11 protein-coding genes are annotated in these 13,188 nt (G+C 69.5%); 8 read left to right on the plus strand and 3 right to left on the minus strand.

Features of this window, described 5'->3' with window-relative positions; genetic code table 11:
- The first annotated feature begins 230 nt into the window (after window positions 1-230).
- Window positions 231-1,142 carry a thiamine-phosphate kinase gene (gene thiL, locus CPZ01_RS13065; RefSeq protein ID WP_096395765.1) on the plus strand — a complete coding sequence of 304 codons (912 nt, stop codon included), beginning with the start codon at window positions 231-233 and terminating at the stop codon, window positions 1,140-1,142.
- 399 nt (window positions 1,143-1,541) lie between these two features.
- Here the strand turns inward: thiL and CPZ01_RS13070 are convergent, their stop codons facing one another.
- The 3 genes from CPZ01_RS13070 to CPZ01_RS13080 all read right to left on the minus strand — a co-directional run bounded on the left by CPZ01_RS13070 (window position 1,542) and on the right by CPZ01_RS13080 (window position 5,684).
- Complete coding sequence (locus CPZ01_RS13070; RefSeq protein ID WP_096395767.1) at window positions 1,542-2,684, minus strand: thiolase family protein; 1,143 nt, start codon at window positions 2,682-2,684, stop codon at window positions 1,542-1,544.
- A 63-nt stretch (window positions 2,685-2,747) separates the two neighbouring features.
- Complete coding sequence (gene gpmI / locus CPZ01_RS13075) at window positions 2,748-4,271, minus strand: 2,3-bisphosphoglycerate-independent phosphoglycerate mutase (protein WP_096395769.1); 1,524 nt, start codon at window positions 4,269-4,271, stop codon at window positions 2,748-2,750.
- A gap of 51 nt (window positions 4,272-4,322) precedes the next feature.
- Window positions 4,323-5,684: an NAD-dependent succinate-semialdehyde dehydrogenase gene (locus CPZ01_RS13080; protein ID WP_096395771.1), complete on the minus strand. Its 1,362-nt coding sequence runs from the start codon at window positions 5,682-5,684 to the stop codon at window positions 4,323-4,325.
- Window positions 5,685-5,878: 194 nt separating this feature from the next.
- Here CPZ01_RS13080 and CPZ01_RS13085 point away from each other — a divergent pair, with 194 nt between their 5' ends.
- From CPZ01_RS13085 to CPZ01_RS13115, 7 genes are read left to right on the plus strand one after another with little or no spacing between them, the layout of a single operon-like run.
- Window positions 5,879-7,207 carry an ABC transporter substrate-binding protein gene (locus tag CPZ01_RS13085; protein ID WP_096395773.1) on the plus strand — a complete coding sequence of 443 codons (1,329 nt, stop codon included), beginning with the start codon at window positions 5,879-5,881 and terminating at the stop codon, window positions 7,205-7,207.
- A gap of 15 nt (window positions 7,208-7,222) precedes the next feature.
- Window positions 7,223-8,116, plus strand: a complete 894-nt coding sequence (locus CPZ01_RS13090; RefSeq protein WP_096395775.1) for a branched-chain amino acid ABC transporter permease — start codon at window positions 7,223-7,225, stop codon at window positions 8,114-8,116.
- Window positions 8,113-9,297 carry a branched-chain amino acid ABC transporter permease gene (locus CPZ01_RS13095; RefSeq protein ID WP_096395777.1) on the plus strand — a complete coding sequence of 395 codons (1,185 nt, stop codon included), beginning with the start codon at window positions 8,113-8,115 and terminating at the stop codon, window positions 9,295-9,297. Before CPZ01_RS13090 ends, CPZ01_RS13095 begins: the two co-directional genes overlap by 4 nt.
- The gene (locus CPZ01_RS13100) at window positions 9,294-10,067 is read left to right on the plus strand and encodes an ABC transporter ATP-binding protein (protein WP_096395779.1); all 774 of its coding nucleotides are present in this window, start codon (window positions 9,294-9,296) and stop codon (window positions 10,065-10,067) included. The genes CPZ01_RS13095 and CPZ01_RS13100 overlap by 4 nt, the downstream gene beginning before the upstream one ends.
- Window positions 10,064-10,777: an ABC transporter ATP-binding protein gene (locus tag CPZ01_RS13105; RefSeq protein ID WP_096395781.1), complete on the plus strand. Its 714-nt coding sequence runs from the start codon at window positions 10,064-10,066 to the stop codon at window positions 10,775-10,777. The genes CPZ01_RS13100 and CPZ01_RS13105 overlap by 4 nt, the downstream gene beginning before the upstream one ends.
- The gene (locus tag CPZ01_RS13110) at window positions 10,770-12,419 is read left to right on the plus strand and encodes a long-chain fatty acid--CoA ligase (RefSeq protein ID WP_096395784.1); all 1,650 of its coding nucleotides are present in this window, start codon (window positions 10,770-10,772) and stop codon (window positions 12,417-12,419) included. Before CPZ01_RS13105 ends, CPZ01_RS13110 begins: the two co-directional genes overlap by 8 nt.
- Window positions 12,416-13,183, plus strand: a complete 768-nt coding sequence (locus CPZ01_RS13115) for an SDR family NAD(P)-dependent oxidoreductase (RefSeq protein ID WP_096395787.1) — start codon at window positions 12,416-12,418, stop codon at window positions 13,181-13,183. Before CPZ01_RS13110 ends, CPZ01_RS13115 begins: the two co-directional genes overlap by 4 nt.
- The last annotated feature ends 5 nt before the right edge of the window (window positions 13,184-13,188 follow it).

Genomic DNA, 13,188 nt, shown 5'->3' on the forward strand with positions numbered 1-13,188 from the left:
GTCGCTGCGTGTCCGTGTACGGGTACTGCCATTGCGAACGGAGAAAATCGGAGGAGGATAATAAATATAATGATTGATAATGATAATATTCGTTAATGTATTTTACCCGTTTAAATGTTCCATGCCAACACGGGACATGACACGGTCGAGCGCGGTGAAGACGAGATCGTCGACGGCGCCCGCTACCCGGACCGATCGCTTATTGGCCTCGCCGCGCGGAGCGTGAGGTAGTGAACGAGCGCGACGCCCTCCGGGCCCTCGCGGCCGACCTCCCGCACGCGGGCGACGACGCCGCCGTCGTCGACGGGACGGTCATCACGACGGACATGCTCCATGAACGGACCGACTTCCCGACCGGGACGACGCGGTACACCGCCGGCTGGCGCGCGGTGGGCGCGTCGCTCTCGGACGTGGCCGCGATGGGTGCCGCGGCGAGCGCCGCGGTCGCCGTCTACGCCGACGAGGCGTTCGACCGCGAGGCGCTGAATCGGTTCGTCGCGGGCGCGGTCGACGTCTCCGAGGCGGTCGACGCGGAGTACGTCGGCGGCGACCTCGACGAGCACGTCGAGTTCACGACGGCGACCACCGCGATCGGAGACGTGACCGAGTCCGGCCCCGTCACCCGCGACGGGGCGCGCCCCGGCGACGCGCTCTGCGTCACCGGCGAGTGGGGGCGGTCCGCTGCGGCGCTGCGGCTATTTAAAAGGGAGACAGGCGAGGCGGTCGAGCGCGCCAACGAGCTGTTCCGGTTCACGCCGCGGGTGGCGGAGGGGCTGGCGCTGGCCCCCAGCGCGACCGCGATGATGGACTCCTCGGACGGGCTGGCGCGGTCGTGCCACCAGCTCGCGGAGGCGAGCGAGGTCGGGATCGAGGTGGAGCGCGACGCGGTCCCGGTTCACCCCGCGGTCGAGGAGGTCGCGGAGGGGTCGGCGGAGCGGTTCGAGCTCGCGGCGCACTTCGGGGAGGACTTCGAGTTGGTCTGTGCGGTGCCGGAAGACGAGGTTGATGAGGTCGAAGAGGCGTGTCCGGCCGGGCTCACGCGGATCGGGCGGGTGGTCGAGGAGTCGGATGTGGGGGGCCCGCGCGTCCTCGCCGACGGCGACCCCCTGCCCGACCGCGGGTTCACGCACGGGGACGGATAGGTCACCGAGGTCTCAGTGGTTCGCTTATAAATGATCAACTACAGTTTGACGACGACCACCCCCGAAGCCCCGGTCGCTCGGCCGTACGAGAGTCGAATTTATAAATAACTGATCCACACGACCACCGCCGAAGCCCCGGTCGCGAACCCGGCGCACGCTCGCTGCGCTCCTCACTCGGTCGCTATCGCTCCCTCGTTGCGGTGCTTGCGTCGCCTGCGCCGGGTTCGCGACCGCCCCTTCGAGTCCCACCCCGTACAGCACCGCAACCGCGCCTCACACCTCCCCAGCCTCGTCGCTCGCGCTTAAAAGCGCTCGCGACTCCCTCGCGCGTGCGACTCGCGCCCTTCGGGCGCTCGCCGGCACGCGCCACCGCAGAAATCAACTGTTTCTCGCGGCTCTCTACCGCAGGAACTCGATCGCGGCGCCCTGCCCGAAGCCGACGCAGAGCGTCGCGAGGCCGCGCTCGGCGTCCCGTTTTTGCATCTCGTGGAGCAGCGTGACGGGGAGCCGGGCCCCGGAGGCGCCGAGCGGGTGGCCGAGCGCGATGGCGCCGCCGTTGACGTTGTAGATCTCCTCGTCGACGCCGAGCTCGCGCCGCGAGTACTCGCACTGGGAGGCGAACGCCTCGTTCAGCTCGACCAGGTCGTAGTCGTCGATCTCCGTGCCGGCGCGTTCGAGGAGCCCGCGGGTGGCGGGCACCGGGCCGATCCCCATGACCGTGGGGTCGACGCCGGCGACGTTGTTCGTGCCGACCTCGGCGAGCACGTCGAGGCCGTGCTCCTCGGCGAACGCCTCGCTCGTCACGACCGTCAGCGACGCGCCGTCCGAGATCTGCGAGGAGTTCCCCGCGGTGACGCTGCCGTCGCCGGTGAACGCGGGCGGGAGGTCGGCGAGCTTCTCGGCGGTCGTGTCCGGACGGATCCCCTCGTCCTCCTCGACGAGGCCGTCGTCGGTCTCGACGGGGACGATCTCGTCGTCGAAGCGGCCGGACTCGGTCGCTTCCGCGGCGCGCTGGTGGCTGCGGGCCGCGTACTCGTCTTGCGCCTCGCGGCTCACGTCGTACTTCTCGGCGACCTTCTCGGCGGTCATTCCCATCTGCAGCTGGAAGATGTTGTACTCCTCCGAGAGCTCGGGGTGGAGGTGCTCGTAGGAGTCGCCGTCCATCGGGACGCGGCTCATGTTCTCGACGCCGCCCGCGATGATACAGTCGCGGTTCCCCGCGGCGATCGCGTCCGACGCCGAGATGACCGCCTGCATCGAGGAGGCGCACCACCGGTTGATCGAGGTGGCGGGCACCGACTCGCCCAAGTCGGAGAGGAGCGCGATGACGCGCGCGACGTTGTTGTCCTGCTCGGTGCGCTGCTGCGCGACGCCCCACATCAGGTCGTCGACGTGGTCGCTGGTCAGCCCCGTCTCGTCGAGCGCGTGGTCGATGAGCGTCGTCGAGAGGTCCTCGCTGCGGACGTCTTCGTAGACGCCGCCCTCTTTCCCCTGCGGCGTTCGGTAAGCGGCCGCGATCACCGGCGTGGTCTCGTCTGTCATGAACAATTACACGACAGTCGGCGTATTAAAACGCCGTGGAACGAGCGAGAATCGATCCGAAGTTTATCGTTTATTCTCGAGCAGCGACTCGCCGGTCATCTCGGCGGGTCGGTCGCGGTCCATCAGGTCGAGCAGCGTCGGGGCGATGTCGCACAGCGACCCGTCTTCTCGGACGCGCTCCCCGCCGTCGCCGCCGTCGGGCGTCAGGTAGACGAACGGCACGGGGTTGAACGTGTGGGCGGTGTGGGGGTTTTCGGCGGTGCCCATGTCGTCGGCGTTGCCGTGGTCGGCGGTGACGACCGCGTGCGCGCCGGCGTCGGCGACCGCGGAGAGCAGCCGGTCGAGCTGTTCGTCGACGGCCTCGACGGCCTCGACGGCCGCGTCGAAGTCGCCGGTGTGGCCCACCATGTCGGGATTCGCGTAGTTCAACACGAGCAGGTCGGGGTCGTCGGCGGCGATCGTCTCGACGGCCTCGTCGGTCACCTCGGGCGCGGACATCTCGGGCTGCTGGTCGTAGGTGGGGACGTCCGGGCTCTCGACGATGGTGCGGATCTCGCCGGGGAACGCCACCTCGCGGCCGCCGTTGAGGAAGTAGGTGACGTGGGGGTACTTCTCCGACTCCGCGATCCGGAGCTGGGTGCCGCCGGCGTCCGCGACGACCTCGCCGATCGTGTTCGCGGGGATCTCCGGCGGGAACGCGACCGGGAACTCGAACGTCTCGTCGTACTCGGTCATCGTCGTCATGCGGATCTCGGGCTGGTCGAGGTCGAACCCCCACTCCGGCCGGACGCCGGTCAGCATCCGGACCAGCTGGCGGGCGCGATCCGCGCGGAAGTTGAAGAAGACCACCGCGTCGCCGTCGGCCAGCGCGGGCTCGTCCGCGACGAGCGTCGGCTCGACGAACTCGTCCGTCTCGCCGCGGGCGTGGGCCTCGCGGGCGGCCGCGACCGCGCTGTCGGCCTCGTTCGGGGCCTCGCGGGCGACGATCGCGTCGTACGCCTTCCGCGTGCGCTCCCAGTTCTCGTCGCGGTCCATTGCGTGGTATCGCCCGGTGACGGTCGCGACGTGGCCCGTCCCGCGCTCGTCGGCCTTCGCGGTCACGTCGGCGAGGAACTCGTCGGCGATCTCGGGGGCCGTGTCGCGCCCGTCGGTGAACGCGTGGCTCGTCGCCGGGACCCCCGCGTCGGCGGCGGCGTCGATCAGCGCGAGCAGGTGTTCCACGTCCGAGTGGACGCCGCCGTCGGACACGAGCCCCATGAAGTGGACTCTCCCGCCGGTCGAGGCCGCGTGGTCGAGCGCGTCGGCGATCGCGTCGTTGTCCGAGAGCGATCCCTCCGCGAGCGCGTCCGTGATTCGGGTGTACGCCTGCTTCACCACTCGGCCCGCGCCGATGTTGAGGTGGCCGACCTCGGAGTTGCCCATCTGTCCCTCGGGGAGCCCCACGCGCCGCCCGTGGACGACGAGGCGGCCGTCGGCCCCGCGCTCCGTCGCCGCGTCGAACGTCGGCGTGTCGGCCGCCTTCACGGCGTCGCGGCGGTCGTGGTCGCCGAGCCCCCAGCCGTCGAGGATGACGAGTGCCGTCTCCATACCCCAGCGTGCCGCCCGGGGGGTAACTACCCTTCGATGGGGTCACTCCCGTCACTCGACCCAGACGGTCTTTCGGTTGACGAACTCCTTGATCCCGGCCTCGGAGAGCTCCCGGCCGTAGCCCGAGTCCTTGATCCCGCCGAAGGGGACCCGCGGGTCGGACTTGACGAGCTGGTTCACGTACACGCAGCCCGCGTCGATGCGGCTCGCCACGCGCTCCCCCCGGTCGCGGTCCTCGGTCCAGACGCTCGCTCCGAGCCCGAACTCGGTGTCGTTGGCCGTCTCGACCGCCGCTTCCTCGCCGTCGACCTCGTACACCGTGGCCACCGGCCCGAACGTCTCCTCGGTGTCGACGGGGCATCCCTCGGGGACGTCGGTCAGGACGGTCGGCGGGTAGAACGCCCCCTCTCGGTCGAGGGGCTCGCCGCCGGTCACGAGCGTCGCGCCCGCGTCGACGCTCGCGGTGACCTGCTCGTGGAGCGACTCCATGAGGTCCGCCCGCGCCTGCGGCCCGACGTCGGTCGCCTCCACGGTCGGGTCGCCGACGGTGAGCGCGTCGATCTCGTCGACGAGCGCGTCGAGGAACGCGTCGTACACGTCCGTGTGGACGACGAAGCGCTTCGCGGCGATGCACGACTGCCCCCCGTTCAGGTTCCGCGCCCAGGCTCCCGTCTCGGCCGCGGCCGCGACGTCGGCGTCGTCGAGGACGACGAACGGGTCGCTCCCGCCGAGTTCGAGGACGGTCTTCTTGAGCTGGTCGCCGGCGCTCGCGGCGACCGCGCGCCCGGCCGGCCCGCTCCCGGTCAGCGTCGCGGCCCGAACGCGGTCGTCCGTCAGGAGGTCGTCGACGAGGTCCGACGGGATCAGAAGCGTCTGGAAGACGTCCTCGGGGTAGCCGGCCTCGCGGAACACCTCCTCGATCGCGAGCGCGCAGCCGGGCACGTTCGACGCGTGCTTGAGGAGGCCGACGTTCCCGGCCGTGAGGTACGGCGCGGCGAAGCGGAACACCTGCCAGAACGGGAAGTTCCACGGCATCACCGCGAGGACGGGGCCGAGCGGTTCGTGCTCCGTCCTGACCGTCGAGCCCGGCGGGCTCGGGTGGTGGTCCGCCTCGAGGTACGCGCCCGCGTGTTCCGCGTAGTGGTCGCAGACCCACGCGCACTTCTCGATCTCGCCGACCGCCTGCGAGATCGGCTTCCCCATCTCCCGGGTCATCGTCTCGGCGTACTCCCGCTTGTTCTCTCTGAGTACGTCGGCCGCGTTCGCGAGGAGCCGCTCGCGGTCCCGGAGCGGACGCGTCCGCCAGTCGTCGAACGCCGCGGTCGACCGCTCCAGCGCCGCCTCGACGTCGTCCACGTCGTGTTCGTTGTACGTTTCGATCTGCGCCCCGGTCGCTGGGTTTACCGCGTTCATGTGAAGTATGACAACGTTGTACAGGCACTTTACTATTGGTCACGCCGGACGGCGGCCGATCCCTCCCCGCGTTCGACCGACCGATTCGGGTCCGGACTGGGGTTTGGGACGGGGAAGTACGACGGGGAAGGTTATCGTATGTTACAGACCCGCATATTTATGTAGGGAGCGACACTCACGGACAATTGTTAACAATGGTAACCGAAGACAGCGATACCGAAAACAAGTATAAACGGAGCGACGCCGCCGAGACGGGTTCGGGGAGCCGGTCGCCGGTCGGACGGCGGCGGTTCCTTCAGGCCGCCGGCGCGGGCGCGGCCGTCGGGCTCGCCGGCTGTTCCGGCGGGGGCGGCGGAGACGGCGGGCCCGTGACGCTCGGGGCCGCGTACATCCTCTCCGGGTTCGCGTCGCTGTACGGCGAGGAGGCCGAACGCGGGATCGACTTCGCGGTGTCGGAGATCAACGACAACGGCGGCATCGACGGCCGAGACGTCGAGGTGATCGTCCGCGACACCGAGGCGAGCGCCGACACGGCGATCCAGCAGATCCGCAGCCTCGTTCAGGAGGACAACGTCGACGGGCTGTTCGGGCTCGACTCCAGCGGCGTCGCCCAGGCCGTCGCGCCGCAGATCTCGCAGCTCCAGATACCGTTCATGATCACGCACGCGGCGACCCCGTTCGTCACCTCGCCGCAGGGCGAGCACGAGGACTCCGTCGGGAACGAGTACGTGTTCCGCGACTCCAACAGCCTCGCGCAGGACATCTACGGGGCCGCGCGCGTCGCCCAGGAGCTCGACGCCACCGAGTGGGCCACCATCGGCCCGGACTACGCGTTCGGGTACGAGACCTGGGACTACTTCCAGGCGTACTGCGACGGGCTCGGCGTCGAGGCCGAGTTCACGGCCGAGCAGTTCCCGGCGCTGGCGACGAGCGACTACAGGCCATTCATCAGCTCCATCCTCGACGCCGACCCCGACGCGGTACTCACCCCGCTGTGGGGGGCCGACCTCACGACGTTCATCGGACAGGCCGAGAGCGCGGGCTGGTTCGACCAGATCGACCACACGCTGTTCAGCGTCGGGATGGGGACGGACCTCCCGAGCGACGGCAGTCCGCTCCCGGAGGGTGAGTACGCCTCCACTCGGTACGACCCATTCGTCCCCGACACCGAGACGAACAACTCGTTCCGCGATGCGTACTACGAGGAGTACGAGTCGCTCCCGACGTACAACGCAGAGGGCGCGTATCGGGCGGTCCACCTGTACAAGGAGGCGATCGAGTCGGCCGGAGGGACGGACGCCAGCGCGCTCGTCGACGAGTTCACCGGCATGGAGCACTCGGGCCCCGTCGGCGACTACCGGTTCAGCGAGACGAACCAGGCGACGGTCGCGTCAATCTGGGGCACCGTCACCTACGACGACGAGTGGGAGAGCAACGTGCTCGACCCCGTGAACCGATACGAGGCGGGTCCCGACGTGCTGTCTGAGGCGCTCGGCGACTCCGACCTCCCGACGGGTATCTAAGCCCGTCCCCTTTTCATGAGTTTCACACCACTCGTTCCACTGATCGGTATCTCCGACGTCGTCATCGGACTGAGCCTCGGCAGTCGGCTCTTTCTGATCGCCGTCGGCCTGAGTCTCATCTTCGGCGTGCTGGGCGTGCTCAACTTCGCGCACGGCGGGTTCTACATGCTCGGCGCGTACGTCACCCTCGCCGTCATCTCGAACGTCGTCGACAACTTCTGGATCGCCGTCGTGGTCGGCGCGCTCGCCGTCGGCGTCGTCGGCGCCGCGATCGAGTTCTCGGCGATCCGCCGGCTGTACGACCGAGTCGACTCAGACCTCGACCAGCTCATCGTCACGTTCGGGTTCGTCCTCGTGATCCACGAGGCGGTCCGGTTCATCTGGGGGTCGGGGTCGTACTCGATCGACCCGCCGGACGTGTTCAACTTCTCCGTGACGCTCGGCGGGAGCACGTTCAACGCGTACCGGCTGGTCGTCATCGGCCTGGCCGTCGGTGTGCTCGTCGCGCTGTGGCTGTTCATCACGCGGACGTACTTCGGCTCGCTGGTCCGGGGGACCTCCTCGGACCGCGAGATGGCGGCCATGCTCGGCGTCGACGTGCCCCGGCTCTACACCGGGGTCTTCTTCCTCGGGAGCGTGCTGGCCGGCCTCGGCGGCGCGCTCTCGGCGCCGATCCAGGCGACCAGCCCGGCGCTCGGCGACCAGGTGATCATCGACGCGTTCATCGTCGTCGTCATCGGCGGACTCGGCTCCATGGGCGGCGCCTTCGTCGGCGCCATGCTCATCGGCATGATGCAGAGCCTCGGCCCGCAGTTCATCAGCGCCGGCAGCATCGCGATCCCCTTCCTCGCGATGGTGGTCGTGCTGCTGCTCCGTCCCGAGGGCCTGTTCGGGGGGATCGGCGAATGAGCGCGACCGACACGGGCGGCCGGGTCAGCCGGTTCGGCTCGGCGGTCGCCGAGGGATGGACCCGCGAGCGGTTCGGCCTCCTCGGCGCCGTCGCGCTGGTGCTTGTCGCCCTCGCGCCGCCGTTCCAAGTCTATCTGTTCACCGACTTCCTCGTCGTCGCGCTGTTCGCGCTCGGCTTCAACCTGCTGTACGGCTACACGGGCCTGCTCTCGTTCGGTCACGGCCTGTTCTACGCGGGCGGCGCGTACGGGATCGCGATCGTGTTGCGGGACCTCGGCCCGGTGATCGCCGACGTCGTCGGCACAGGGATTTCGCCGCTCGTCACGTTCGTTCTCGGCGGCGTCGTCGGCCTCGCGCTCGTCGTCGCCGTCGCGGTGCCCGTCGGGTGGCTCAGCGTCCGGTTGGAGGAGATCTACTTCGCGCTGATCACGCTCGCGTTCGGGATGTTGGGCTACTCGCTCATCATCCAGGACCCGGCGGGGCTGACGAACGGGACCGACGGGGTGATCGTCCTGCTCGGTACCGTCGATCTCGGCGGCGTAAGCCTCCGGATCGGCGGCCGACGGATCTACTACCTCATCTCGGCCGTCACCGTGGTCGCGGCGGCGTACGGGGTGTGGCGCGTGGTCAACTCCCCGTTCGGGGCCGTCTGTAAGGCGATCCGCGAGAGCCCCGACCGCGCGGCCGCGCTCGGGATCGACGTCGGCCATCACCGGTGGATGACGTTCATCGTCTCGGCGGCGGTCGTCGGGATCGCCGGCGTGTTGCGCGCGGGGCTCGCGAGCGTCGCGTCCCCGGGGCTCACGCACTGGTCGACGAGCGCGATCGCCGTCATCGCGACCGTGATCGGCGGCGCGACGTATTTCTACGGCCCGATAGTCGGCGCGTTCATCTTCCTGTACATCCGGTGGGCGATCAGCCGCTTCCCGGCGCTCGAAGCGTACTGGGAGCTGTTCTTCGGCGCGCTGCTCATCGCCGTCGTGCTGTTCTTCAAGCAGGGCGCCGTCGGGGGCCTCCTGCTGCTCCGTGACCGAGTGTTGGGAGACGGCGACGCTGGCGACGCAGGTAGTGGCGGTGGCGGCGCCCTCGACGAGGGCGGGCAGGCGACGACCGCGACGGACGACGGAGCCGAATCGGGCGGCGACAGCGACGCGCGGACCGACAGAGGTGACGACTCGTGACGACCGTCCTCAAGACCGAAGACCTCCGGAAGCAGTTCGGCGAACTGACCGCCGTCGACGACGTCTCCATCGAGATCGACGACGACAAGATCACCAGCATTATCGGCCCGAACGGGGCCGGGAAAACGACGTTCTACAACCTCCTGACGGGCGTGCTCGAACCCACGTCGGGGTCGATATGGCTCCGGAGCGGGGAGGGAGACGAGCTCGCCGACGTCACCGACGCGGAGCCGCACGAGGTGGCGCAGGCGGGGCTCTCGCGGTCGTACCAGATCACGAATATCTTCGAGGGGCTCACCGTGCGCGAGAACGTGCGGGTCGCCCGGATCAGCCACGAGGGGGCGCGGCTCGACTTCCGCTCGCGGGCGACCGGCGACGAGTCGATCGAGGCCGACGTCGCGGAGCTGTTGGAGCTCACCGGGCTCACCGACATCGCGGACACCTCCTGCGACACGCTGAGCCACGGGGAGAAACGGACCGTCGAGATCGCCTTAGCGCTCGCCATCGAGCCGGACGTGTTCCTGATGGACGAGCCCACCGCGGGGATGAACCCGACGGAGGTGACGGAGATCGTCTCGCTGATCCGCGAGCTCGACGCGGACCTCGACGCCACGTTCGTCGTGACCGAACACAACATGGACGTCGTCACGGACATCTCCGACCGGATCGTCGTGCTCGCCGAGGGGTCGATCCTCGCGGACGGGACGCCGGCGGAGGTGCTGACGGACGAGCGGGTGACCGAGGCATATCTGGGGAGTGATAGCGTATGACGATACTCACGGTCGACGACATCGACACGTACTACGGGAACAGCCACGTGCTCCACGGGGTCTCGCTGGATATCGACGAGGGCGAGGTGGTGGCGCTGCTCGGACGCAACGGCGCGGGGAAGACGACGACGATGCGCTCGATCGTCGGCGCGTCCCCGCCGCGCTCGGGGTCGATCACGTACCGCGGCGAGGAGATCACGGGGCTGTCGTCGGACGAGATCAACGGGCGCGGGATCTCGCTCGTCCCGGAGGACCGCCGGGTGTTCCCCACCCTGACCGTCCAGGAGAACCTCCGGTTGGCGCACAACCTGGCGAACGACCCGCGGCCGGTAGAGGAGATGTATGACCTGTTTCCGGCGCTCGACGACCTCCGCGGCAGCGACGGGCGGAACCTCAGCGGCGGCGAACAGCAGATGGTGTCGGTCGCCCGCGCGCTCGTTCAAGCGCCCGACGTGCTGCTCTTAGACGAGCCGACCGAGGGGCTCGCGCCGGTGATCGTCGACGACCTCAAGGAGATCGTCCAGACGGTCGTCGACCAGAACGTCACCGTGCTGTTGACCGAACAGAACGTCGACTTCGCCTTCGAGCTCGCCGAGCGGGGGTACATCATGGACACCGGCGAGATCGTCTTCGACGGCACCGTCGAGGAGATCCGGGACCGAGAGGACCTCCTCGAGACGTACCTCTCCGTGGGGACCGCCGATGCCTGAGGAGCTCACCCTCCGCCCGTTCTTCTGGCGGGCGACGCGGCTGTTCCCGGAGACCGAGGTCGTCTCGCGCACTCACGACGGGGTCGACCGCTACACCTACGCCGACTTCGGCGACCGCGTCCGGCGGCTCGCGGCCGCGCTCGCGGACCTCGGCGTCGAGGCCGGCGACCGCGTCGGGACGCTCGGCTGGAACACGCACCGTCACCTGGAGGCGTACTACGCGGTCCCGCTCTCCGGCGCGCAGCTCCACACCGTGAACCTCCTGCTACAGGACGACAACGTCGAGTACATCATTAACGACGCCGCGGACGACGTGCTGATCGTCGACCGCGACGCGGTGGCGGTCCTCGACCGCCTGTGGGACCGGATCGACGGCGTCCGCGAGGTCGTCGTCATGGACGACTCGATCCCGGAGACGGAGGCGGACCTGCCGCTGTCGTCGTTCGAGGAGCTGATCGCGGACGTCGACCCGATGGAATCGTGGCCCTCGCTCTCCGAGGACGACCCGGCCGGGATGTGTTACACCTCCGGGACGACGGGGAAGCCGAAGGGGGTCGAGTACACCCACAAGATGATCTACGCCCACGCGATGATGGTGATGACGCCCGCCGCGCTCGACATCGCCGAGGAGGACGTGGTGATGCCGGTCGTCCCCATGTTCCACGTGAACTCGTGGGAGTTCCCGTACGCCGTGACGATGGCGGGCGCGAAGCAGGTGTATCCGGGGCCGTCCCCGGACCCCGCCGACCTCGTCGAGCTGATCGAAGAGGAGGGCGTCACGCTCACCGCCGGGGTCCCGACGGTGTGGATCGACGTGCTCGACCACCTGGACGAACACGGCGGCGACCTCTCCTCGCTCGAACGCATCGTCGTCGGCGGCAGCGCCGCGCCCCGGGAAGTTATGCGCCGGTACGAGGACGAACACGACGTGACGATCGAACACGCGTGGGGGATGACCGAGACGATGAGCATCGGCTCCGTCTCGCGGCCGAACTCGGGGACCGCGGACGGCGACCGCGAGGCGGAACTCGACAAGCGGGCGAAGCAGGGGCTGCTCTCGCCCGGGCTGGAGATGCGGGTCGTCGGGGACGACGGCGAGCCGATCCCGTGGGACGGCGAGGCGTTCGGCGAGCTGCTCGTCCGCGGGCCGACGGTCGTCGGCGAGTACTACGACCGCCCGGAGGCCAACGAGACGGACTTCGTCGCGGCCGAGGACGGGGGCGCGCGCTGGCTCCGCACCGGCGACATCGTCACCGTCGACGAGGACGGGTACGTCGACGTCGTCGACCGCGCCAAGGACGTGATCAAGTCCGGCGGCGAGTGGATCTCCAGCATCGAGCTGGAGAACGCCCTGATGGCGCACGACGACGTCGCCGAGGCGGTCGTGATCGCGGCGCCGCACGAGCGCTGGCAGGAGCGGCCGCTGGCGTTCGTCGTGCCGAAGGCGGGCCGCGAGCTCGACGTGGCGGCGATCCGGTCGTTCCTCGAAGCGGAGTTCCCGCGCTGGTGGCTCCCGGACGACGTGCGGTTCCGCGAGGAGATCCCGAAGACCGCGACCGGGAAGTTCGACAAGAAGACGCTCCGCGAGACCGTCGAAGACCCGGCGCTGCCGTACGCGCCGGGCGACGGAGGTGGCGAATGAGCGACGCCCTCCCCGACCTCTCGGGGAAGGTCGCCGTCGTCACCGGCGGCGGGCGCGGGATCGGCCGCGCCGTGACCCTCGGGCTGGCCGCCGCGGGGGCGACGGTCGTCCCCTCGGCGCGCACGGCCGCGGAGGTCGAGGCCGTCGCCGACGAGGCCCGCGAGTTGGGCGTCGAGGCGCGCGGCGTCACGGCCGACGTGACCGACGACGACGACGTGGCGGCGCTCGTCGAGGAGACCGTCGAGGCGTTCGGCTCGCTCGACGTCCTCGTCAACAACGCCGGGTTCAACCCCGACGACGCGCTCGGCGACCCGACCGAGATCGAATCCGACGCGGTCGACGGCGTGCTCGACGTGAACCTGCGGGGCGCGTTCCGGACCCTCCGGGCCGCCGGCCCGCACCTGCGCGAGGCGGAGGGGAGCGTCGTCAACGTCGCCAGCGTGGCCGGCGAGGTCGGCCTCCCGAAACAGCACCCGTACGTCGCGTCGAAGCACGGGCTCGTCGGGCTGACGAAGAGCGCGGCGATGGACTGGGCGCCGGCCGTGCGGGTGAACGCCGTCGCCCCCGGGTACGTCGCGACCGACCTGACGGAGACCCTTCAGGAGAACGAACGGCTCCGGCAGTCGATCCTCGACCGGACGCCGCTCGACCGCTTCGCCGAGCCGACGGAGATAGCCGGCCCGGTCGTCTTCCTCGCGAGCGACGCGGCGAGCTTCGTCACCGGCGAGACGCTCGCCGCGGACGGCGGCTGGACGGCCCGGTAAGTCGC

Origin of the sequence: Halorubrum trapanicum (assembly GCF_002355655.1) — an archaeon.
GTDB classification, from domain to species: domain Archaea; phylum Halobacteriota; class Halobacteria; order Halobacteriales; family Haloferacaceae; genus Halorubrum; species Halorubrum trapanicum_A.

What these genes read in the sequence shown, in the direction of transcription:
- CPZ01_RS13070 (WP_096395767.1), bottom strand. Translation starts at nt 2,684, where the DNA reads ATGACAGACGAGACCACGCCGGTGATCGCGGCCGCTTACCGAACGCCG.
- gpmI (WP_096395769.1), bottom strand. Translation starts at nt 4,271, where the DNA reads ATGGAGACGGCACTCGTCATCCTCGACGGCTGGGGGCTCGGCGACCAC.
- CPZ01_RS13080 (WP_096395771.1), bottom strand. Translation starts at nt 5,684, where the DNA reads ATGAACGCGGTAAACCCAGCGACCGGGGCGCAGATCGAAACGTACAAC.
- CPZ01_RS13085 (WP_096395773.1), top strand. Translation starts at nt 5,879, where the DNA reads ATGGTAACCGAAGACAGCGATACCGAAAACAAGTATAAACGGAGCGAC.
- CPZ01_RS13090 (WP_096395775.1), top strand. Translation starts at nt 7,223, where the DNA reads ATGAGTTTCACACCACTCGTTCCACTGATCGGTATCTCCGACGTCGTC.
- CPZ01_RS13095 (WP_096395777.1), top strand. Translation starts at nt 8,113, where the DNA reads ATGAGCGCGACCGACACGGGCGGCCGGGTCAGCCGGTTCGGCTCGGCG.
- CPZ01_RS13105 (WP_096395781.1), top strand. Translation starts at nt 10,064, where the DNA reads ATGACGATACTCACGGTCGACGACATCGACACGTACTACGGGAACAGC.
- CPZ01_RS13110 (WP_096395784.1), top strand. Translation starts at nt 10,770, where the DNA reads ATGCCTGAGGAGCTCACCCTCCGCCCGTTCTTCTGGCGGGCGACGCGG.
- CPZ01_RS13115 (WP_096395787.1), top strand. Translation starts at nt 12,416, where the DNA reads ATGAGCGACGCCCTCCCCGACCTCTCGGGGAAGGTCGCCGTCGTCACC.